The 21,456-nt window shown below is 44.0% G+C and carries 21 protein-coding genes; 16 read left to right on the top strand and 5 right to left on the bottom strand.

Annotation, left to right across the window (positions count from 1 at the left end):
- Window positions 1–130: 130 nt before the first annotated feature.
- The 3 genes from MKY63_RS28575 (at window position 131) to MKY63_RS28565 (ending at window position 5,192) form a co-directional block, all read left to right on the top strand.
- Entirely contained in the window at window positions 131–1,174 is a 1,044-nt protein-coding gene (locus MKY63_RS28575) for an aromatic acid exporter family protein (protein ID WP_038570371.1), read from the top strand.
- A 220-nt stretch (window positions 1,175–1,394) separates the two neighbouring features.
- Window positions 1,395–3,746 (top strand): RNA polymerase recycling motor HelD, encoded by a 2,352-nt coding sequence (gene helD, locus MKY63_RS28570; RefSeq protein ID WP_339810733.1) that lies wholly within the window; start codon window positions 1,395–1,397, stop codon window positions 3,744–3,746.
- A gap of 132 nt (window positions 3,747–3,878) precedes the next feature.
- Window positions 3,879–5,192: an MFS transporter gene (locus MKY63_RS28565; RefSeq protein ID WP_339810731.1), complete on the top strand. Its 1,314-nt coding sequence runs from the start codon at window positions 3,879–3,881 to the stop codon at window positions 5,190–5,192.
- Window positions 5,193–5,248: 56 nt separating this feature from the next.
- On the opposite strand, the gene fsa is transcribed toward MKY63_RS28565, so the two are convergent.
- Window positions 5,249–5,896 carry a fructose-6-phosphate aldolase gene (gene fsa, locus MKY63_RS28560; protein ID WP_036686257.1) on the bottom strand — a complete coding sequence of 216 codons (648 nt, stop codon included), beginning with the start codon at window positions 5,894–5,896 and terminating at the stop codon, window positions 5,249–5,251.
- Window positions 5,897–6,127: 231 nt separating this feature from the next.
- On the opposite strand from fsa, the gene MKY63_RS28555 reads away from it, so the two are divergent.
- Window positions 6,128–6,583, top strand: a complete 456-nt coding sequence (locus tag MKY63_RS28555; RefSeq protein WP_076101672.1) for a hypothetical protein — start codon at window positions 6,128–6,130, stop codon at window positions 6,581–6,583.
- Window positions 6,584–6,737: 154 nt separating this feature from the next.
- Here MKY63_RS28555 and MKY63_RS28550 read toward each other — a convergent pair whose 3' ends face one another.
- A complete protein-coding gene (locus MKY63_RS28550) occupies window positions 6,738–6,935 on the bottom strand; it encodes a hypothetical protein (RefSeq protein WP_036686261.1) in 198 nt (65 codons plus the stop codon).
- Window positions 6,936–7,016: 81 nt separating this feature from the next.
- Here MKY63_RS28550 and rpiA point away from each other — a divergent pair, with 81 nt between their 5' ends.
- The 5 genes from rpiA to MKY63_RS28525 all read left to right on the top strand — a co-directional run bounded on the left by rpiA (window position 7,017) and on the right by MKY63_RS28525 (window position 12,399).
- On the top strand, window positions 7,017–7,697 hold the full coding sequence (gene rpiA, locus MKY63_RS28545; protein ID WP_339174496.1) for a ribose-5-phosphate isomerase RpiA: 681 nt from the start codon (window positions 7,017–7,019) through the stop codon (window positions 7,695–7,697).
- A gap of 47 nt (window positions 7,698–7,744) precedes the next feature.
- Window positions 7,745–8,170, top strand: coding sequence for a VanZ family protein (locus tag MKY63_RS28540; RefSeq protein WP_339810727.1), 426 nt, complete (start codon window positions 7,745–7,747; stop codon window positions 8,168–8,170).
- Between the two features lie 3 nt (window positions 8,171–8,173).
- Entirely contained in the window at window positions 8,174–8,614 is a 441-nt protein-coding gene (locus MKY63_RS28535; RefSeq protein ID WP_076125920.1) for a GNAT family N-acetyltransferase, read from the top strand.
- A 171-nt stretch (window positions 8,615–8,785) separates the two neighbouring features.
- Entirely contained in the window at window positions 8,786–9,241 is a 456-nt protein-coding gene (locus MKY63_RS28530) for a MarR family transcriptional regulator (RefSeq protein ID WP_038570382.1), read from the top strand.
- A complete protein-coding gene (locus MKY63_RS28525) occupies window positions 9,238–12,399 on the top strand; it encodes an MMPL family transporter (protein WP_339810724.1) in 3,162 nt (1,053 codons plus the stop codon). Before MKY63_RS28530 ends, MKY63_RS28525 begins: the two co-directional genes overlap by 4 nt.
- A gap of 81 nt (window positions 12,400–12,480) precedes the next feature.
- On the opposite strand, the gene MKY63_RS28520 is transcribed toward MKY63_RS28525, so the two are convergent.
- Entirely contained in the window at window positions 12,481–13,152 is a 672-nt protein-coding gene (locus tag MKY63_RS28520) for a tetratricopeptide repeat protein (RefSeq protein ID WP_076218208.1), read from the bottom strand.
- A 194-nt stretch (window positions 13,153–13,346) separates the two neighbouring features.
- On the opposite strand from MKY63_RS28520, the gene MKY63_RS28515 reads away from it, so the two are divergent.
- Window positions 13,347–14,444: a hypothetical protein gene (locus tag MKY63_RS28515; RefSeq protein WP_339810721.1), complete on the top strand. Its 1,098-nt coding sequence runs from the start codon at window positions 13,347–13,349 to the stop codon at window positions 14,442–14,444.
- Between the two features lie 7 nt (window positions 14,445–14,451).
- On the opposite strand, the gene MKY63_RS28510 is transcribed toward MKY63_RS28515, so the two are convergent.
- A protein-coding gene (locus tag MKY63_RS28510) for an IS3 family transposase (RefSeq protein ID WP_094903917.1) occupies window positions 14,452–16,010 on the bottom strand; the annotation gives its coding sequence in 2 pieces (ribosomal slippage) (window positions 14,452–15,377 and window positions 15,377–16,010; 1,560 coding nt in all).
- 120 nt (window positions 16,011–16,130) lie between these two features.
- Between MKY63_RS28510 and MKY63_RS28505 the strand changes: the two genes are divergently transcribed.
- The 3 genes from MKY63_RS28505 to MKY63_RS28495 all read left to right on the top strand — a co-directional run bounded on the left by MKY63_RS28505 (window position 16,131) and on the right by MKY63_RS28495 (window position 17,594).
- A complete protein-coding gene (locus MKY63_RS28505) occupies window positions 16,131–16,580 on the top strand; it encodes a hypothetical protein (RefSeq protein ID WP_339810719.1) in 450 nt (149 codons plus the stop codon).
- Window positions 16,581–16,669: 89 nt separating this feature from the next.
- Window positions 16,670–17,263, top strand: coding sequence for a TIGR00730 family Rossman fold protein (locus MKY63_RS28500; RefSeq protein WP_076125930.1), 594 nt, complete (start codon window positions 16,670–16,672; stop codon window positions 17,261–17,263).
- Between the two features lie 169 nt (window positions 17,264–17,432).
- The gene (locus MKY63_RS28495) at window positions 17,433–17,594 is read left to right on the top strand and encodes a hypothetical protein (RefSeq protein WP_172628809.1); all 162 of its coding nucleotides are present in this window, start codon (window positions 17,433–17,435) and stop codon (window positions 17,592–17,594) included.
- A 78-nt stretch (window positions 17,595–17,672) separates the two neighbouring features.
- On the opposite strand, the gene MKY63_RS28490 is transcribed toward MKY63_RS28495, so the two are convergent.
- Window positions 17,673–17,885 (bottom strand): hypothetical protein, encoded by a 213-nt coding sequence (locus tag MKY63_RS28490; RefSeq protein ID WP_076125931.1) that lies wholly within the window; start codon window positions 17,883–17,885, stop codon window positions 17,673–17,675.
- Window positions 17,886–18,155: 270 nt separating this feature from the next.
- Here MKY63_RS28490 and MKY63_RS28485 point away from each other — a divergent pair, with 270 nt between their 5' ends.
- The 3 genes from MKY63_RS28485 (at window position 18,156) to MKY63_RS28475 (ending at window position 21,431) form a co-directional block, all read left to right on the top strand.
- Entirely contained in the window at window positions 18,156–19,514 is a 1,359-nt protein-coding gene (locus tag MKY63_RS28485; protein WP_076125933.1) for an extracellular solute-binding protein, read from the top strand.
- A 103-nt stretch (window positions 19,515–19,617) separates the two neighbouring features.
- Complete coding sequence (locus MKY63_RS28480) at window positions 19,618–20,571, top strand: sugar ABC transporter permease (protein WP_036686279.1); 954 nt, start codon at window positions 19,618–19,620, stop codon at window positions 20,569–20,571.
- The gene (locus MKY63_RS28475; protein WP_038570403.1) at window positions 20,568–21,431 is read left to right on the top strand and encodes a carbohydrate ABC transporter permease; all 864 of its coding nucleotides are present in this window, start codon (window positions 20,568–20,570) and stop codon (window positions 21,429–21,431) included. Before MKY63_RS28480 ends, MKY63_RS28475 begins: the two co-directional genes overlap by 4 nt.
- Window positions 21,432–21,456 lie beyond the last annotated feature (25 nt).

Here is a 21,456-nt window from a genome sequence, read left to right as displayed (position 1 = left end):
AGCTGAAAGAAACATGAGTGAGAGCTTAAATGTTCTTAAAATTCATCAACTCCAGGCTGGGGTAATTAGAAGTACGAGGGTTCGCTGATGTTCATATTGTAGCGTGGGCTAATTTTTAGGAGGGATAGGTTTGGCTTTAGGAGCTCGCATATTTAAAACAGGTTTGGCCGTTACGCTAGCCCTGTATTTAGCTGTAATGCTTCAATTTCCTTCTGCCGTGGGTGCAGGGATTGCAGCGATTTTCGCTATGCAGCCCTCTATTTATCGCTCTTGGCGTTATTTTCTTGACCAGCTCACGACTAGTACAATGGGGGCCGTTCTGGCTTTACTCGGAGGGATGCTGTTATCCAATAGCCCAATAGCAGTCGGTTTGGTCTGTATTCTAGTCATTATGATCAGTATGAAAATCAACCGGGCGGATACGATAAGTCTTACGTTAGTTACTGTAATAACAGTGATGGAGGCTTCGGGTGAATGGCAATTCGCACTTAATCGCTTTTTATTAACTTTGACAGGTATTGTTTCTGCATTTCTAATCAATATTATTGTCGTTCCTCCAAAACCTCGTAAGCAATACATTAAGCAAATTGAGAATGTTTTTTCAAGCCTCTCTTTATTGCTGAGAACAGCGGTTTCTCATGAGATGAAGGAAAGTGTATTTCGTGATGAAAAAAATGCCTTACATTCATCCATAAAATCGTTGGCGGATAAGTATGCATTGTTTGAGGAGGAGCAGAAGCAGTTAAAACGGGCCAAGTATAGCCAGACTAGACAAATGGTTGTGTATAAGAACCTGTTAGCTTCTTTGCAAAAAGGTTACGATGTTCTCGAGGCTGTAGATCGGCATTATTTCCAGGCGGATCGGACCGAACATACAGATGCTCTATTTGATAATCATTTGGAACATTTAATCAAATATCATCAGCACATCTTACTTAAGTTTGAAGACAAATTAAAGCCCAATGCCAATGATTCCGAACCCTTGGGAGAAGACAATGATGATTTTCTGAATACCGCGATTTTGGGGTATAATGCAGAGAAAATAGGTCAGCTGCGTTTATATGTTGTGGCAGCGGCGATTTATGATTACGGATATCAATTGGAGCGCTTAGATAAAGTGGCCGATCAGATGAATCGTATAGCAGAGGAGAAAGAATCTGTGCACGAAGCCTAAACATAACCTTGTGAAGAGCAACATATAAGCTTTGTAACAGTAAAAAAATCCGGTTCCTTAGGGACCGGATCATCTATTTAAGAGAATACTTGAAATCTCAACTTGTAATTGCTAAAATGAGAAGATATCGAATAAACATGCATTTAAAAACATAAATATGCAAATTTATCATATCACGATTCAAATGGAATGTCAACCTTCCAAAAGGGGATGAAATGTAGTGGATAACAATGAAAGTCAGTGGAAAGAGGAACAGCAACGGGTTGACGGAGTAACCAAACTTCTGTCAGCCCATATTCGCCATTTATCAGAGGAGCTTGGACTTCATCGCAGTGATGTAGTGGATATGCGGAAAGACTTCTGGGAAGAGGTAACCGTAAACTTCAGTAGCCCGGATGATTTGGGAGAAACCTCAACAAGTCTTCGCCAACAGTCCCAAATCCTAAATGAACGGGAACGTCATCATTTGCAATCAAGCAAAGCGCTGAAAAAATATAAAAAGCTGGTTGTCTCTCCTTACTTTGGCCGAATTGATTTCACCGAGGAACCAACTGGCGGGCTGGAAAAGATTTATCTAGGAATTGGATCATTGATGGAGGATGATGGTACCTTTTTGATTTATGACTGGCGCGCGCCTATTTCCAGTCTGTATTATGACGGAGCCCCTGGTCCCGCTGCTTATGAAACACCTGGAGGATTAGTCTCCGGAACAATGAACCTTAAACGCCAGTTTGTTATTGCTGACGGTGTAATTGAAGTTATGTTTGACACTGGGGTTACGATCGGGGATGAGCTGCTGCAGCAGGTGCTAAGTCATAGCGCTGACGATCGGATGAAAAGTATTGTTGCTACAATTCAGAAAGAGCAAAATGCGATTATCCGCAACGACAAAAGCAGGATGCTAGTTGTGCAAGGAGCAGCGGGAAGCGGGAAAACGTCTGCTGCATTGCAGCGGGTAGCTTATCTTCTATATAAATACCGTGAAGTATTATCAGCAGATCAAATGCTGCTGTTCTCACCGAATCCGCTGTTTAACAGCTATGTATCTACAGTGCTCCCGGAGCTAGGCGAAGAAAATATGCAGCAAACAACGTTTCAAATGTATTTGGAACATCGTCTTGGCCATGAATTCCAGCTCGAAGATGTCTTTAGTCAGACCGAAAGTCTACTAAATGCTCCTGATGGTCCTGAGGTGGCTATACGCAGAGAAGGCATTGCCTATAAATCGTCTGTACCTTTCCTAGATGTGATTCGGCGATATGCTACGTTGCTGGAACAGGAGGGCATGCTTTTTAAACCTTTAATGTTTCAAGGGAAAGCAGTGGTCAGTAAAGAAGAAATGGAACGCCAATTCTACGCGTACGATCCTGCCATAAAGCTTGCGAATCGTGTGGATTTGATGATCCGCTGGCTGCTTAAGAAGATCGCAGATTTTACCCATGAGGAAAGAAATGCACAGTGGGTTGAAGATCAGATCGAGCTGCTGGATTCCAGCGATTATCACCGTGCGTATCAGATGTTGCGCCGGAAGAAGAAAGCTTCGCAGGATAGCTTTGAAGATTTTGATACCGAAAAAGAAGTGTTATCTCGTTATGTAGTCAGCCAGCGGCTCAAACCACTGCGTGGTTGGACTAAACGGGGTCGATTTGTGGACGTTAAGGGCTTGTACAGCACGTTATTTACAGATCGCGAACTTATGGAGCGCCTCAATGGTGATTATCCTTTACCAGAGGTGTGGGATGATATCTGTGAGCAGACATTGGAATCTATTGGAGTGAACGAGCTTGCTTATGAAGACGCTACGCCATTCCTTTATCTGAAGGAGTTAAGCCAAGGCTTCCGGACCAACACACTGATCCGCCATGTGATTGTAGATGAAGTACAAGACTACTCTCCATTCCAATTAGAGTTCATGCGCCGTTTATTTCCAAGAGCAAAAATGACCGTATTAGGCGACCTGAACCAGGCCATTTATGCACAAGGTGAGGTACTGGGGGATTTGTCTAGTCTCGTAAGTATATATGGTGAAGAAAACACAGAAGTGATTTCGTTAACCCAAAGCTACCGTTCAACTTATGAGATCGTGGAGTTTACGCGGTCAATGATCCCTGGAGGAGAACGGATCGTACCGTTTAATCGGCGGGGAGAAGAACCCCAGCTAAGTGTGGTATCCAGCGAGAAGGAGCTTCTGAATGCTGTAGAACAGGATATCCGGAAGCTGCATTCTGAGGGATATCATTATGTAGCTGTCATCTGCAAAACAGCGGAGGAAAGCGCAAGGGTTCATGCTGAACTGAATCGTAGCCTGCCGGTAAGACTTGTTACAAAGGAAACGCCGAATTTTCAGAAGGGGACACTGGTTCTGCCTGCTTATTTAGCAAAAGGTGTGGAGTTTGATACGGTCGTCATCTTTGATGGCTCGGCTGAACAATATGGCAGAGAAAGTGAACGCAAATTGTTTTATACGGCTTGCACTCGGGCTATGCACTTACTGCATATTTTTAGCCTGGGTGAACCTAGTCATTTTATTCCGTCCGCTAATGTGGCATCTTTAAGCGCCGGATCGCTGTAACCATAGATCTCTTCATTTTAAGATCGTCCTTTTCGCAGCAGCGGAGGGACGGTTTTTTTGTTTTCATGAATAAAGAAGGGCGAACAAACCACAATAAAGAATGTTGTACACAATGACAAAGGTGGTCAGTTCATGAAGGAAAGAAAATGGGATCTGCTTGCCTTAGCATCAATCCCACTAATAATGACCCTCGGTAACTCCATGCTGCTGCCTATTCTGCCGCAGATCTCCAAAGAACTAGGCATTAGTGCTTTTCAAGTCAGTATGCTGATTACCGTGTATGGATTGATGGCAATTGTAATGATCCCTATTGCAGGTTATCTGTCAGACCGTTTTGGGCGAAAGAAGGTTATTCTTCCTAGTTTAATCATTGCCGCAATTGGTGGTGCCGTCTGCGTGGTAGCTGCTTGGTTTATGAAGGGGGTTAGCGCTTATTGGGTGATCTTAGCGGGGCGTCTGTTGCAAGGAATTGGTGCAGCGGGTGCTTTTCCAATTGTAATACCCTTTGTAGGCGATTTGTTCAAGGAAGAAGAGGATGTGAGCAAAAGTCTGGGAATCATTGAGACCTCCAATACGTTTGGTAAAGTTCTCAGTCCAATTCTTGGTGCCTATCTTGGGATATGGCTCTGGTTTGCTCCTTTTATTGCAATTCCCATTCTATGTCTAATTTCATTTTTTTTAGTTTTATTTCTCGTCCGAAAGCCCGAAGCGAAGGATGAACCTGAGAAACAGGAAATCCGAGCGTTTTTAGCTGGAATTGTGAGTGTTTTACGTAAAAAAGGGCGTTGGCTGTATGCTATTTTTGCCATAGGCGGCATTTGTATGTTTGTGACCTTTGGTGTTCAATTCTATTTATCAGAAATGCTGGAAACTAAATATAAAATGCACGGGGCGACGAAGGGGTTTGTGCTGGCGGTACCGCTTGCCCTCTTATGTCTGTCCTCCTATGGCACAGGAAAGATCATTGGTCAGAATAAAACGCTAATGAAATGGCTGGGCTTTGGAGGAATGGTGTTACTGACTGCGGCCATGATTTGTGCGGGATTCAACAAAGGCATTTATTTTTTAGTAGGATTTATGGGTTTAGGCTGTGTTGGAATCGGGATTGTACTTCCTTGTATGGACGCTTTAATCACGGAGGGGATTGAGAAGGAGAACAGCGGCACGATAACCGCTCTTTATAGTAGTATGAGGTTTATAGGGGTAGCGTTGGGACCGCCGGTGGTATCGCTGCTGTTAAGCAGTGGGCATTGGGTATTGTTCGCGTTGATGGCTACAGTAGGGGCAATTGGTGGATTGCTGACCTTATTTGCGGTAACTCCGAGTAAGGGGGAAAAGGGAGAACCAGGCGTTAAAGATACAGAGAAGATAATTCCTCCGATCTGGCCGAAACGTGTTCGCCAAACCTCTGCAATGTCTCTGGATGGAAAAAAGGGCTATCCCTAAGCTGCGTTGCCGCAGCTTGTGGGATAGCCCTCTTGATAAAAGAATAAAAGATATTCTTAGGCTTGTGGAACGGATTCCCAATCCTTCAAGAAACGTTCAATACCGTTATCTGTCAGCGGGTGCTTCCAGAGGGTTGGCAGAAGTGAGCCTGGGATTGTAGCGATGTGAGCACCAGCAATAGCTGCTTGCTCAACATGTGCAATGTTGCGGATACTTGCTGCAATGATCTCGGATTTCAAGTTGTAGTTAGTCAGGATAGTCTTCAGATCCTTGATCAGCTTCATTCCATCAACACCGATATCATCCAGACGACCTACGAAAGGAGAGATATAAGTTGCGCCTGCTTTAGCAGCCATCAAACCTTGAGCCGCGGAGAATACTAGTGTAACGTTAGTTTTGATGCCTTTTTTAGTAAGCTCATAACAAGCTTCCAAGCCATCTTCAGTCATAGGGAGTTTAATTACAACGTTTGGAGCCCATTCAGCAATTTCGTATGCTTCTTTGAGCATTTCTTCTGCTGTAAGTCCGATTACTTCTGCGCTTACAGGTCCTGGAACGATTGCAACGATTTCTTTGATAACATCCTTGAACAATCTTCCTTCTTTAGCGATCAGCGAAGGGTTAGTCGTTACGCCATCCACTAGTCCCAGGCGAGTAATACGTTTGATTTCTTCAATGTTTCCGGTATCCAAGAAAAACTTCATTTTAAATTTCCTCCCTTGATTTCCATATGGATTGACAAGCAACATTCATATTTACATTATGAGACATGCAAATCAAAGTTTCAACTGTTATTTTGAATATTTCAAAATAACTTTATAGAACCAGTATTACCTGTATGCGCTGAATTTCAGATAATATAAGATTGGCTTAGGCCTCCCTCCATGATAATATATAACCGGAATTGTTATTTTGGAGTGGGGGGTGGGGATGGGATGATGTATGCGATATTGCTTATTTTACTTGTGCTTGTGCTGGCAGCAGCGGGATTCCTTGCCTACCAGAACAGCAAGTTGGTGTCTAATCAGAAGAAACTCGGTACTGCATCAAGTGATCCTTCCCTTATGTATTCTATCTTTGACCAATCTAGTGCAGCTGGTGTTGAAGAACCTGAGGCCATTCCGTTATTTCAATACACTGTATTTGCGCGGTCGAATGGAGCGGTTGTTGTGAACAAGCCTGTAGCTATGATTATTCTGTGCAGAGTTGCTGCGGGTAAAGGTGATTACTTACTGGCCGATGTCGAGCGTAATATGCTTGACAAGATTAGTAGGCCAATGCCTTTGAATGCGTATTCTGAGCATAAAGCCTACTTACACAGGACGGCTAATCACACAGAAAAAGAGATGGTTCTCAATCTAGAGGATGCAGTGAATTTACAATATACATAGAGTAGGGTGAAAGATATTGATTTTTTGCTCTGCGCAAAGCATAATACAAATTTGGATATAAAAAAGAATCAAACAGCCGGAAGCAATCGCGTTTTATGTTAAACACAGCTACCGCGGCACATTGATTGGTAAAATAATGGATGCCAGTCAGCACTTAGGCATGATATCTCCCTACGGGTGCATTAAGCACCCATTCCAGCATCATGATCATATCTTCTACTCTAGTGAGCTGAGTTTGTAGGTTATCTTGCTGTGGACTGTCTTCTGTTAATGAAGCTAATCTTGATTCCAGAGATCTGCGCTGCAGTGTCAATTCGTTGATTTTAGATTGAATTTGGTTTTCGGTTCTCATCCGGAATCCTCCTGAACAATAGGTGATTTCAACATCATCATAGATCATTATAACGGATAACATGGGGGTAATAAAATGAGTATCAATGTTAAACAATTAGCCGCGGAAAAAGCAGTGGAATTTGTAAAAGATGGCATGAAGATCGGCCTTGGCACTGGATCTACTGCCTATTGGGCGATCAACAAGCTTGGTGAGCGCGTCAGTGAAGGTCTAAAGATTACCGCTGTAGCAACCTCCCGTGCTTCCGAAGAACAGGCGCGTGAACTTGGGATTCCAATCGTAGCTTTTGGAGATATTGATAGTCTGGACCTGACCATTGACGGAGCGGACGAGCTGGATAGTAGTCTACAGCTTATTAAAGGCGGCGGCGGCGCGCTGCTTCGGGAGAAGATTGTTGCGAGTAACAGTACTCGTATGATCGTTATTGCTGATGAGAGTAAAGTGGTAAACACACTTGGCAAATTCCCGCTGCCTGTGGAAATTGTTCCTTTTGCATGGGAATGGACTGTGGCTGAACTTGCCAAGCTGGGTTGCAATCCTGAATTGCGTCGTAGCGGAGAAGAGCTGTACAAGACAGATAACGGCAATTACATCGCAGACTGCCGGTTCGAAGTCATTGAGTCCGCACCGAAGCTGGCACTGACCATCCAAAGTATTCCGGGAGTTGTGGAACACGGCTTATTTATTGGAATTGCAGCAATGGCTATTGTGGGTAAAAAAGATGGAAGTATTGAAATTATAGAAGTTAAACCGGGCAATTGATCATTCGTAGATCTGGAGAATCTAGCAGATTACGGAAGCTGAGAGCATTGACACGGATAGGGCTGACTCTGTATAGTGCTACTGTTATCTATTGGATGTTTATCGGTTTTGGGCGAGAGATCCATACAGGTGGCCCGCTGCAGTACAATTTGATTCCATTACGTACGGTGTCACTTTATTTCGACATGAATAACGGGGTATCGCTGATCAGCCGGTTTGTGAATCTGCTTGGAAATGTTGTTGTGTTTATTCCATTTGGTATACTAATTCCACTTGCAAAGACACGGCCAATTTCTTGGAAAAGAATCTCTTTATATGCTGTTCCTTGCATCCTGCTTTTGGAGTCTCTGCAAATGCTGCTGCATGTCGGAAGCTTTGATATTGATGATCTATTGTTAAACATGTTAGGGATATGGACAGGTTACTGTATGTTTCGAATCGAGTACAGAAGCAACAGAGAAGGAGGAATGTGAACAATGTTGGTAGATCTTAAATCCCTTATTGGTTCGCCTGAGGTGAACGAGCTGTTGACGTATGCGGTCATTGATGACCCCAACGCGTTGGAGCAGACATCGTCTGAGTACAGCGAACAAGCCGGGCTGCAGTTATATGGCTGGGAAGAAGAAGAACTCCTGCTTGGTCTTGTAGGCTTCGAAGAAACCGAAGACGGTTCTTTGGACATTCGGCATATTGCCGTCTTGCCAGAGAATAGAGGGAAAGGTTATGCACGGGGAATGATTCTGGAGCTGCTCGCTACTCGTCAGCCGCGTTATCTGGTAGCTGAGACTGAGGATGAAATCGCCGCAGATTTTTATCGTAGTCTAGGGTTCATGGTGTACAGCTTAGGAGAGAATGAAGCCGGAATTGAAATGTTAAGATGTGTATACGAAGTTGAAGAGACCGAGGATGAGGACTAAAAAATCTTTGAAGGTCATAAAATGGCAGGTCGAGAGGAATCTCGGCCTGTTTTTTTTGCGTTTTGCCTTTAAATGCCCGAAAAAAAGCCAATTGACTTTTATAAAAGCAGGTATTATAGTTTGACAATGAAACTGTTCGATAGTTGAACTATATTTTGGAGGTAGGAAGCTTTGGATAACGAAGTGCAACATTGGATCAATCGCTACATGGATGCTTATTTGATTGTAACAAGACAAGTAGCAGCAAGAATTAAAGATAGTATTGCGGCGGAGACAACGAATGATCAGTATCAAATTCTTCGGTTGATTAATGCTCAGGAACAATGTACGTCTACATATCTTGCTGAATCTTTTTGCGTGGGTAAAAGCTCCATTACTGCAATCATCAACAGATTGGTGCAAGCGGGTATAATCGAGCGAACTCGTGACGAGAATGATCGCCGCCAGGTGTATTTGTCGATGTCTGAGCACGGAAAAAAAGTTTTTGAAGCAGCGGAGACGCAGGTTCATGAAGTGATTTCCCCGTATTTGTTTCATTTTGAAGAGAAGGATATTGAAATGTTCGTCATGATGTTCGAGAAGCTGGCGAATTTAATTCAGAATGATGATGGAGGGAAGAATCCATGAAGACGATTCTAAAAGCAAGATGGGCGGTTATCGCAATCTGGCTCGCTGTGGCCGTAGTTTTGGTCATGACGGCCCCTTCGTTCTCTGATCTTGTACGTGAGAAGGGGCAGGTTACTGTACCTGATGGCTATTCCTCATCTAGAGCGGCAGAAATCTTAAAGGAAGCGGCGAATGATAAGGGCGGAGAGACCCTGCATCAGGTAGCTCTTGTATTCAATAATCCAGAGGGAATCGGAGCCAATGAAACAGCTAGTATCCAGCAGGGCGTTGAGAAGTTGGCTGCGAATAAGGAGACGCTGCAGATCGATTCCATCACCGATCCTTTTTCACAAAGTGAGCTTAAGGATACGTTGATTGCCAAGGATGGCAAGACGATAATGGTGGCGTTGTCTATCAAAGGCGGAGGAGAGTCTGTCACCGCACTTCCTGATAAAGTGGATGAATTACTCACAGATGTTAAGGCGGATCATTATTTAACCAGTGAGGGTTTGATTACTGAGGATATGATTGCTAGCTCGGAAGCCGGGCTTAAGAAATCGGAATATATTACGGTAGTCTTTATTTTACTTATCCTGTTCGTGGTGTTCCGTTCGTTCGTGGCACCGTTTGTTCCGCTACTGACGGTAGGACTCAGCTATATTGTTTCTCAGTCCGTTGTGGCTTTTTTAGTGGACCGTTATGATTTTCCATTATCTACATTTACTCAAATCTTTATGGTTGCGGTCATGTTCGGGATTGGTACGGATTATTGTATCCTGTTAATCAGTCGTTTTAAAGAAGAAATGATGACAGCAGAAGATACCAAAAGTGCTATTATTGCAACCTACCGTAAGGCTGGGGGAACGGTGTTCTATTCCGGACTTGCGGTATTCGTAGGTTTTGTAGCGATTGGATTATCCAAATTCATTCTGTATCGCTCGGCGGTAGCCGTTGCCGTGGGGATTGCGGTTATGCTGCTGGCGCTTGTAACCATAGTTCCATTCTTCATGGCGGTACTTGGCAAAAAGCTCTTCTGGCCTTCACGCGGCAAGCTGGAGCACAGTGAGAGCCGTATTTGGGGAGCAGCAGGTTCTTTTTCCTTAAAAAGACCATGGGCCGCGCTGCTAATTGTTGCAGTAATCGTAGCTCCGTTCCTTGTTACCTATAGCGGAAAGCTGTCCTTCAACAGCTTGGAGGAAATTGGCTCAGAATATGCCTCGGTAAAAGGATTTAACATCATTTCGGATAGCTTCGGGCCGGGTGAATCCATGCCTGGCAAGATCGTAATCAAAAATGATGATCGGATGGATACTTCAGAATATCTTGGACTTGCAGAAAAAATCAGCCGCGAGCTGGAAAAAGTGGACAGCGTAAAATCGGTGCGCAGCATGTCTCGTCCAACGGGAGAGCTGATCAGTGATTTCTTAATCCCGAATCAGGTGGGGACTTTATCTGACGGTCTGGATCAGACCAGTGAGGGATTGACCAAGATTCAAACGGGATTGTCTGAAGCTAGTAAACAGCTGAGTGAAAATGCACCTAAGCTTACAGAGGCTGCTCAAGGCAGCGCTAAGCTGACGGAAGGCACAGCAGAACTGAAAGATGGAATCGTCGCGTTAGGCGATGGGCTGGCACGTATTGAGAGCGGAATAAAAAGCGGCTCAGCTGGTGCAGGAGAGATCAAAGCAGGACTTCAACAGGCAGCTGCTAGTGCCAAGCAGCTTGCGGATGCCAATACGAAGCTACTGGAGGGATATAAAAAAATCGGCAGCGGTTTAACTGCGCTGGATCAAGGGCTTGGGCAGCTTCCGCAGCAGCTGCAAGGTGTGGCAGAAGCGTTGAAGGGACTGGATGGTTCTTTTAATGGTCTTGAGAGCAGTTATCCGGAAATTCTGCAGGATGTTAATTATCTGACCATTAAAGGCACCGTAACGCAGAGTGGTACTGGGGCTGCTCAGCTGGCAGCGGGTCTTGGGCAGATCTCAGAGCAGCTTAAAGGAGCAGCAGCAGGCTTAAATGAGGCGAATGCTGGCTATGCCAAAGCTTCGGCTGGGCAAACTGCACTCGCACAAGGTTTAGCTAAGCTTGTTGCGGGCATCGGTCAGCTGCAATCTGGGCTGGAGCAGGCCGCAGCAGGCCAAGGACAGATCGTAGATAAAATTCCATCCATTACTAGTGGCCTAGATCAATTGCAAGGTGGACAGCAGCAGCTTGCGGATGGGTTTGGTCAATTAACAGGGCAGATAGGAGCCTTAACTACTGGATTAAGCGACAGTGCAAACGGATTGGAGCAAATTACCAGTGGGCTGGGCTCTGCACAAGATTATTTGAATCAGATTCAAGCGGCTAAGGATGATGAGCTGAGTGGATTCTTTGTACCGGCTGAGGCTCTTGAAGCTGAAGGCATAGAGCAGGTATTTAATACCTACTTGTCTGACGACCGTAAGGTAATGACGCTGGATGTAGTATTCACTGAGAATCCATATAGTTCAGAAGCTATTGACAGTGTTGATGATATTCAAGCAGCAGTAGATCGTGCAGTGAAAGGTACGAAGCTGGAAAATGCAGAGTCTGCAATCAGCGGGGTTACAAGCAGCCAGAACGATTTGCGTAATATTTCCAACGAAGACTACACACGTACAGTAATCTTGATGCTGGGTGGGATCTTCATTATCTTGGTGTTGCTGCTTCGTTCAATCGTAATGCCGATTTACCTTATTATTTCTCTTTTGATTACTTATTTTTCAGCATTGGGTGTTACAGAGGCTATATTCGTTCACCTTCTGCACTTTGAAGGGATTACCTGGACAACGCCATTCTTCAGCTTTGTTATGCTGATTGCACTTGGTGTAGATTATAGTATTTTCTTAATGGCCCGCTTTAACGAATATAAAACATGGGATGTACGGGAAGCGATCCTGCATGCTATGCGCAATATGGGAACAGTCATTCTTTCGGCGGTAGTTATTTTGGGCGGCACCTTCGCATCGATGTACCCTTCAGGGGTATTGTCGATGATGCAGATTGCAACAGTGGTGCTTGTAGGGTTGGCCTTGTATGCACTAATCTTCTTGCCGTTTTTTGTTCCTGTTATGGTGCGGATCTTCGGCCGTGGGAACTGGTGGCCATTTGCGGTCAAACAAAGTGGAGAACCCACTAAACAAGATGTAAACATGTAATCACTCTACACAGCAAAAAACCTCTAGTGTTTGCCTAAATAGGCGGCTAGAGGTTTTTTTGTGAAAATATAAGTACAAAGTTTATTTCATTTTGGCAAAAAAGCTACGTAACGCCCAGCCGCGTTCTTGCCGTTTTTTATATTTGGGTAGCGAACGGTAAATGGCGGTGGATTCGTCGAAAGCACGTTTAGCATCCTCAGTTCTGCCCAGTGCTTTGTACATGGAGCCGGCTAAATAATAGGCTTCACTAGAGGAAGATTGAATCTCTTGAAATTGAGTAACGTAATGCAACGCTTTATCGTGATTTGTATGGCGAAAGGTTTCCGCTAACCGAAGATATGGCTGACCATATTGGGCTTTTCGGTTGATTTCTAGACCTCGAAGCATCTGATCTTCGCCTTCTTCCAAAGCGCCCAGCTTAAGATTCACATGACCCAGCTCCACCCAATATTCGGCAGATTGTTCGTAACGGTCTTCGATCTGTAGCAGGATATCCTTGGCTTCCTTGTATTTTTTACGTTCTGACAGATTCCGGGCTAAATCAAATTTAGCAGAAACATCATTTGGATTCAATGATACTGTTGTGCGCAGCTTGGAGATTTGCCGCACCCGTTTGAAGGGCTTTGTAATACTAGGGAAAATTCCCACGTATCGCCGATCTAAGAAATATAAGATAACAAGCAGGATGAATAAAGCCAGAAAAGGGTTGCCCACTAATCTGAAAAGCATCATAATACCTATAAATTTAAGCATGATTTCCCTCCATGATCATTTGGTTCCGGTATTGCGGTTGAATAAGAGTAGATCTAAGGCAGCGTAATTATATCATAATTCAAACCAATCTGAATCCCGGGATTTAAGATAAACTACAACTTTTGTCAGCTTTATAGCGTCTTAGTGTAATAGAAATAATAATTACAATAATATCATAAGAAGGGAAAATCAAGATGCACTTATTTTCAAGGAAGCTAAGGCTGTTTAGTTTGTTGGTTTGTTCAAGTCTGGTGACTGCATTGTCTGTCCCTCAAGTTATAAGTGCAGCTCCATCACCTGGGAAGTTGGGTGGGATTAAGGAGATTGTTGCTTCGCCTGGTTTTTGGGGTGGAAGCTCTTTTGCGGTGGGAACTGACGGAGATGTTTGGTCCTGGGGGAGTAATGTTTTTGGTCAATTTGCTAATGGTACCGCCGGGCCTGAGGGGTGGACGATTACTCCCCATAAAATAGTTGGGCTTGAACATACGAAACAGCTGGCGATCGGCGAAGCGTACTATGTAGCGCTGAACGAAGACGGTACGGTTAAGGCTTGGGGAGATTATCGGGATAAGAGTGTAGCAGAAGCTGGCAATGGGGCAAGTGCTAAACAACACAAGGTTCTGCTTCCTCAAGGGATCTCAGGAATGAGTGATGTGGTTAGTATATCGTCAGGATTGCATAGTGCATTAGCTTTGAGAAACGATGGAAGTCTACTCCAGTGGAATCCTCCAGAAGCTTCAGATGTGGGCTATACAGAGCTGCCTGCTGCCACTAAGGTACAGGGTTTGAGCGAAGTGAAGTGGATCGGAAGCAGTATTTATCATGCCGCCATTCGAACTAACGGTACGCTGTGGATTTGGAGTGCTATCCCGCAAACAGAGAACACGAATGTGATGAAGAAACCGACCCCAGTTAAGGATTTATACCATGTAAAGTCCGTCTCTATGAGCGATCTCAGTATACTGGCTTTAACCGAGAGCGGGAGCGTCTGGGGAACAATTGACAGCAATAATTATAACGAAGTCACGATGAGCAAGATGCCAGGTCTTACGGATATTGTATCTGTCCAGACGAAAAACGGGTTCAATCTTGTTGGCAATAAAAAAGGAGAATACTGGGTATGGAAAGCTGGTACCTCACTACAAGGTCTGCAAAAGATTACAGCCGTAAAAACGATCTCAAAACTTACGCTGGATTTAGACAACTTTGCAGCTGTTAAAAAAGATGGCACCGTGTGGACTTGGAGTACCCAACTGAACTGCACCCCGTCAAGTAGACAGCACAAAAAATAAAAGTAGTTTAAGCGGCCTTAGTCCTAAATTCAATGGGACTGAGGCCGTTTAGTTTTGCCTGTAACCGTTCGTTATTATAAAAGTGAATGTAGGTATCAATATCTGTTTGGAGTTCTTCAAAGGTCTGGTAGGTATGTAAGTAGTACTTCTCACATTTCAATGTTCCCCAGAAGGATTCCATCGGCGAATTGTCAATGCAGCAGCCTACTCGGGACATGCTTTGCTTCAGTTCTGCATCGTCCAGCATCTTCTTAAAATGCAGAGAGGTATACTGGAAACCACGGTCACTATGGAGTAAGGTTCGGCTCTCCGGTGCTGCCTGCAAAGCTAATTCCAGTGTGTTAAAAACTAGCGAATTATTATTGGAATGACCCAGAACGTAAGCAACAATGGACTTGTCATACAGATCTTTTATTGCACTTAAATACGCCTTCTTGCCGTTGCCGTATTTGAATTCCGTTACATCCGTTACCCATTTTTGGTTTGGAGCTTCAGCCTCAAAATTACGGTTCAGCACATTCTCTGCAACCTGCTGAGGCGTGGAGCCTACATACTTCTTTCTCTTTCTGCGGATGACTGACTGGATACCTTGGCATCTCATCAGCCGGTACACTCGCTTTGCGTTAATAGATTTATCCATTTGTCTGCGCAAATGCAGGGTCAATTGGCGATACCCAAAGGTTCGTTCCACCTTCTCATACAAGAGGAGCATGGCCTCTGTCAGTTTCTCGTTGTCAGCCTCTCGAAAACTGGGTTTGCGATTCAACCATTTGTAATAACTTGACCGTGAAATCCCTGCGATGTCACACAAAAGCCGAATGGAGCAAGACTGTTCCTGCTGAACAGCCTGAATGGCCAGGTAGATATTCACCTGGCGAATGGTTCTTAACGCCTCCTCTTTTCGAGTTCCTCTAACTTTTTTAGAAAAGCATTCTCCGCACGCAGGCGTGCATTCTCGTATTCCAGCTTTTGCATCGCGAGTTTGTGGCGATCTGCTTCCGTAAGTTCTTCAGGCGCTTTGGTGCGTCCTCTACCGTCTCGTAATGCCTCTTCACCACCTGCTTCGTACTTCTTTACCCAGCTATATACTTGTTGGTAAGACACGTGAAAATGGCTTGCCGCCTTCGCATAGTCTTCTCCGTTCGAAAGGCAGTACAGCACGATATTTATCCGTTCCTGCCAAGTGGTTACGCGTCCTTTGGTCATAGCTTTAGTTCCTCCTGAATGAGCTGTTAAGCTGTTGCTATGACCATTATACTTCCTAATCCAGTTGGCGAGTTGGGTTGCACTTGCAATCTTATACTTGCAGATGATTTGGTTTTGCGACAATCCTCCCTCGAGATAATCCTTAACGGCATAGAGTTTAAGTTCTGCAGAATACGTACGATTGTAGCTTCGGACTTCCAGCCCTTCGTATCCATACAATTGATAACGTTGCCGCCACTTCACTATAGAGTTTTTGGATATTCCATACTTCCGGGCCGCAGCTTTCAAACCAATGTCGCCCCGTTCAATTTCTTGGAGAATCGTTAACTTTTCCAGTGCTGTATACTTCTTTTGTTCCATAAAAATGCTCCCCATACAGCGACAGGTTTTTATTATTTCACCTGTCTACTATATGGGGAGCATATCAAACCATCAACCGACAACCGTTTAGTTTTTACGCAGCCTAAGTTAATAAAAGGATTGAGTGATCCTGTTTCTTTTGCCATGGGTGAGAATAGTAAGTATGCAGTCCTGAAGGATGGAACAGCTGTGGCTTGGGGAACAAATAGGTTTGGTCAACTCGGAATTAGCGCGGTTGATTCACGTCCTTTTACTATATCTCCTATTTTAAAGCCTGTTACTGTAATTGTAGATGGTCAAAAAATGGATTCCGCACAGTCTGCTATTTTTATGGATGGAAGTGTAAAAGTACCGATTAGGGATGTAGCAGAAAGTCTGGGATATACCCTGTCTTTGGAGGGGGAACTGACGTTGACGAAAGCTGGGAAGAAAATTTCATTACCATCAGCAGAATCCATTAAAGTAAGCTATACTTCTCTAGTGCCAGCAGCGGCTTTGGCCAAAGCTACAGGTCTATCTGCGGAGTGGAATAGTACGCTGTACCAATTAACATTACAAACAAAAAGATGACTTACATTTAACACATATATTAATATTCTGAGGTACAATAAGTGAATTAATCTCAATTTCACCATAATAACCAGTCTGGAGTGATAGGAATGGCTTTTACAATATGTGTGTTTGCCGGATCGAATCCAGGTCTTAACTCTGAATATACGGAAATGGCTAGGGAATTAGGTTATCATATAGCGGCACAAGGCTGTAGGTTGGTCTATGGAGGTTCGCGGAATGGCCTTATGGGACAGGTTGCGGACGGGGTACTCGCTAATGGTGGCGAAGCTGTAGGAATTATGCCAGTGGATCTTTTTCAAGATGAAATCAGACACTCCGGATTGACGAATCTGATTGAGGTCTCTAGTATGCATGAACGTAAGGCGGTAATGAGCGGTATGGCGGATGCTTTTATTGCTTTGCCGGGAGGTCTTGGAACCTTCGATGAGCTATTTGAAATTCTGTGCTGGATGCAGATTGGTATTCATCAGAAGCCTATAGGGCTGCTGAATGTTCGAGGTTATTTTAATCCACTGCAAGCCTTGATCTCCCATAGTGTGGCTGAAGGTTTTGCACCAAAAACTGCACTTCAAATGCTGCATATGAACTCAGAACCCGAATATCTGCTTGAACTGATGAGAGGGCGAGTGGATCATAATAATGATGAGAAGGGGAAAGCAAGGTTCCCGTCTCAGCGCTAGAGCAATAAGAAATATGAACAACCTCCAGCTATTTTTATATGGCTTGGAGGTTTTTTGACATTAGAAGAGATAAAACTGTTTAAACTTTGGAGAAGATGGGTAAATAAGCCGTAAGTAACCAAGCAGAAATGCAAATTTCAGGAACATCACGGAAGGAGGTTGAAATCCAATGAATGTGATCGTACATAATCTTATGGCTTACAATCATCAGTTTTTTAGACCTCAGCCCGTGGTCAATCCCAAGCAAGGAAAAGCAGACAAGAAGAGAATGAGTTTCCAGGAAGTTCTGAATGAGAAAATGAAAGCGTACAGCACCTACAACAAAAATTAAAGATGAAAGCTATACCCTATGTCTGTTAAAGAAAGCCGGAACGCGATGATCCTAGAGATCATTGCATTCCGGCTTTCTTTAGGGTCTGACCTCAAAAAATTCGCAGCTCTTGCGTGAGTAGTAAGTCAGATCACTAACTCTAGATTGAATAACAACATCGAAATCAGTGAAGCGGACAACGGTTGCTCCTGAATTTACTAAATGATCGTCCTGAAATACACGAACAGGTAATTTGCGGTCAACGGCTTCTTGGAAATCGCTGTCGCTTAGCAGCGGGCGGTTAATGGGCATGGGAAATAACTCCTTTGATTATCTAATGAAGTAAGAAATAAAAATAGTATACCTGCGGAAGCACAAGAAATCCAATTTAAGATGAAGTACACGTATTCTGTGAGGAACATATTTGGACGAAATTTTATACTCCCTCCTTAGACATAACATAGATATGAATGGTTTCGTAATTATTTCCACCATAAATCGGAAGTTTACCTCCTCAAAAAAAGAATTTAAACCCTGTACACTAATTCTTGTAAGAGAAACCTTTGAAAGGGGTACAGGGGAATGAATAAAGTAAAACACTTGGCGCTATCGTTAGTCGCTATCATGCTCGTAGGTTCACTGGCAGCATGCGGAGGCAACAACGCCGAGAACAACAACACATCAAACAAAAATGCAGGTAACAACGCAGCAAGCACAAGTGAACCTACTAAGGATGAGGGGACAGAACCGGCTGAGAAAATCGAACTTTCTTTCTGGACGCTGGGCAACGTGAACTACGAGGATTTAGCGAAGGAGTACACTAAGGAACATCCAAACATTACGATCAAAGTGCAAAATACCGGTGACCAAACCGCTCACCATAATAATTTGACCACTGCTTTGTCGGCTGGATCGGGTGCGCCTGATATTTTCCAACTTGAAATCGGTTTCATGGAACGTTTCATCAACGCTCAGGACAAGTTCTATAACCTGAATGATCTGGGTGCCAAAGATATTCAAGCCAACTATCTGGATTGGAAATGGAAACAAGCTTCTTCCGTAGATGGCAGCTTCCAGCTAGGTCTTCCAACAGATATCGGTCCAACGGTTGTATATTACCGCACAGATTTGGCTGAAGAAGCTGGGCTGCCAAGTGATTCAGAAGGATTCGGCGCTGCTATTGATACTTGGGATAAGTTCGCAGCTGTTGCCAAAGCTTTTAAAGATAAAACAGGCAAACCATTTGTAGACCTTACGGATCTTACCTTTAATGCTTTGCGTGACCAATCTGCTGATGAAATCTATTTCAGCAAAGCTGATGGCAGCTTTATCGGAGATACCAATCCGCAAGTCAAAAAAGCTTATGATTTCACGGTTAAAGGTATTCAAGAAGGCTGGATCAGCAATGTTATGCTCTGGTCTCCTGAATGGGGTCAAGGCATGAACGACGGTTCATTTGCAGTAGTTATGGGACCAGCTTGGATGGCGGGAAATGTTAAGAGTAATGCTCCAGACTCCTCTGGCAAATGGAAAATTGCTCAGCTCCCTGAAGGTGCTGGTAACTGGGGTGGCTCGTTCCTGACGCTGCCAAAAGAAGGCAAACACTCGAAAGAAGCTTATGACTTTATCGCATGGATGGATAACAAGGAAAACCAACTGGAATCTTTCAAAACCAAAGGCCTTATGCCTTCCATTCCTGCCCTGTATGAAGATCCTGCATTCGTAGATTTCAAAGATGATTTCTTCGGTGGACAACAAACCGCTGTAGAATTCGGTAAAGCAGCAAACCGGGTAAAACCTGTATACTACGGTCCGCTTCATGACCAAACCGATACTTTCTTCAAAAACGCCTTGAAAAATGTGTTGGAGAAAAAAGCAGATCCGACCAAAGAATGGAACGAAGCAGTAAAACAAGCGAAAACATTGGCTGAACGCAGCTAAGATTTCAAGCTTATGAAATTCAATTTCTAGAAGGTCCGGATTCATAGAGTGAAACATTCTCTGTGAATTCGGATTTACACGTTAGATTACCTGGAGGTGTGACATGGCACAACCTGTTATTTCAAGTCCGCATGCCGAGAGCAAGCGCCGCTTTTTAACTGAACAAAGAAGGAGCCGCATCACTGCTTACACGTTTATTTCGCCCTTTTTTATTCTGTTCTCGATATTTGGACTATATCCGATCTTTTTCACGATCTATCTCTCGTTCTTTAAATGGGATGCCCTGAATCCTATGAAATTTGTAGGGTGGAAAAACTATGATCTGGTCACAAGTGATCCGACCTTTTGGATTTCTTTTAGCAACACGTTAATTATGGGGCTTATGGGTACTGTTCCACAGATATTACTAGCTCTATTGATTGCTGTTTTGTTGAATTCGGCGATGACTCGCTTTAAGAAGACGTTCCGGGTTTTATTTTTTATGCCTAATATTACGTCTATCGTTGCGGTTACGCTCGTGTTCAGTACACTGTTTGGCAACAACGGAATGATCAACTGGATACTAAACGGCTTGGGACTGGATAGTATGGCCTTCAACTCTGGCTGGTGGGGCGTTAAAATCGCCATTTCTACGATGGTAATGTGGCGCTGGACGGGATATAATGCCATTATTTTTCTATCAGGCTTGCAAAGTATCCCTACGGATCTATATGAAGCGGCACGTATTGACGGTGCGAACAGAAGACAACAGCTAACCTTTATAACGTTACCGCTATTGAAGCCATTCATTGTATTTGTTACCTTGCTTTCAACTATAGGTGCCTTGCAGCTGTTCACTGAGCCTTATGTATTTTTGGGCCAAGCGGGAACTGGATCTACACGTCAGGAAGGAATCACTATGGTTACTTATTTGTATAGCGAAGCATTCCGCAACGGATTTTTTGGTACGGCAGCAGCTACGGCAGTCTTGCTGTTCCTGGTCACGATTATTTTCTCTGTCCTCAATATGCTGGTCTCAAATCGCATGGGTGGAGATACGGGAGGGGGTAAAGCGTGAGTACGCTGCGTGTATTTAAAAAAGATCCGGATGATCTAGGGATCATCGGCAAGTTAGGATTTTATTTGCTGTTGATTGTTGGTGCGCTCGTGTCCATCTTTCCTTTCTACTGGATGTTTGTAGTTGGCACTAATGACAGAGGCGCAGTATTCCATGTGCCACCTTTGCTTACGGTTGGAGACCAGTTTTTTGAGAATTTCCAGCGGGTACTGGACAAAACAGACTTCTTTCAAGCCTTGGGCAATTCTTTATTTGTCTCATCTATGGTTACAATATCAGTCGTGTTTTTCTGTACACTGGCAGGTTATGCCTTTGCCAAATATGAATTTCCGTTTAAAAATTTTCTGTTCTACTTTGTAATTGCTACATTATTTGTGCCACAGCAGCTTGGTGTATTACCTACTTACGTAATTATGGCCAAGCTCCACTGGATAGACTCTTTCAAGGCACTTATTGTTCCGGCGATGGTTAATGCCTTCGGGATCTTCTGGATGCGGCAGTATATCACTACAGCTGTACATACGGAATTGATTGAAGCAGGTCGGATCGATGGCGGCGGACATTTCCGGATCTTCTGGAACATCGCTATCCCGGTCATTACTCCAGCTATGGCTACACTAGGTATACTGAATTTTATGACCGTTTGGAATGACTTCTTCTGGCCTTTAGTGGTACTGAAGAATCAAGAGCATTTCACAATTCAGATTGCGCTCCAACAGCTGTTCTCCAATCGCGATGGTCTAGACTACGGAATGATCATGTCAGCAACATTTACGGCAACCTTGCCACTGCTGATTGTATTCCTGTTATTTAGCCGCTGGGTGATTGCTGGACTTACTTCAGGAGCTATTAAGAGCTGATCTTACTTTTTGATCTTTACAGGGA

The organism is Paenibacillus sp. FSL R7-0189 (genome assembly GCF_037969925.1).
In the GTDB taxonomy this organism is placed as follows: Bacteria; Bacillota; Bacilli; order Paenibacillales; family Paenibacillaceae; genus Paenibacillus_AQ; species Paenibacillus_AQ odorifer.
Note: the sequence above shows the minus strand (reverse complement) of the source record. Positions and strands in the feature narration are given on the sequence as shown.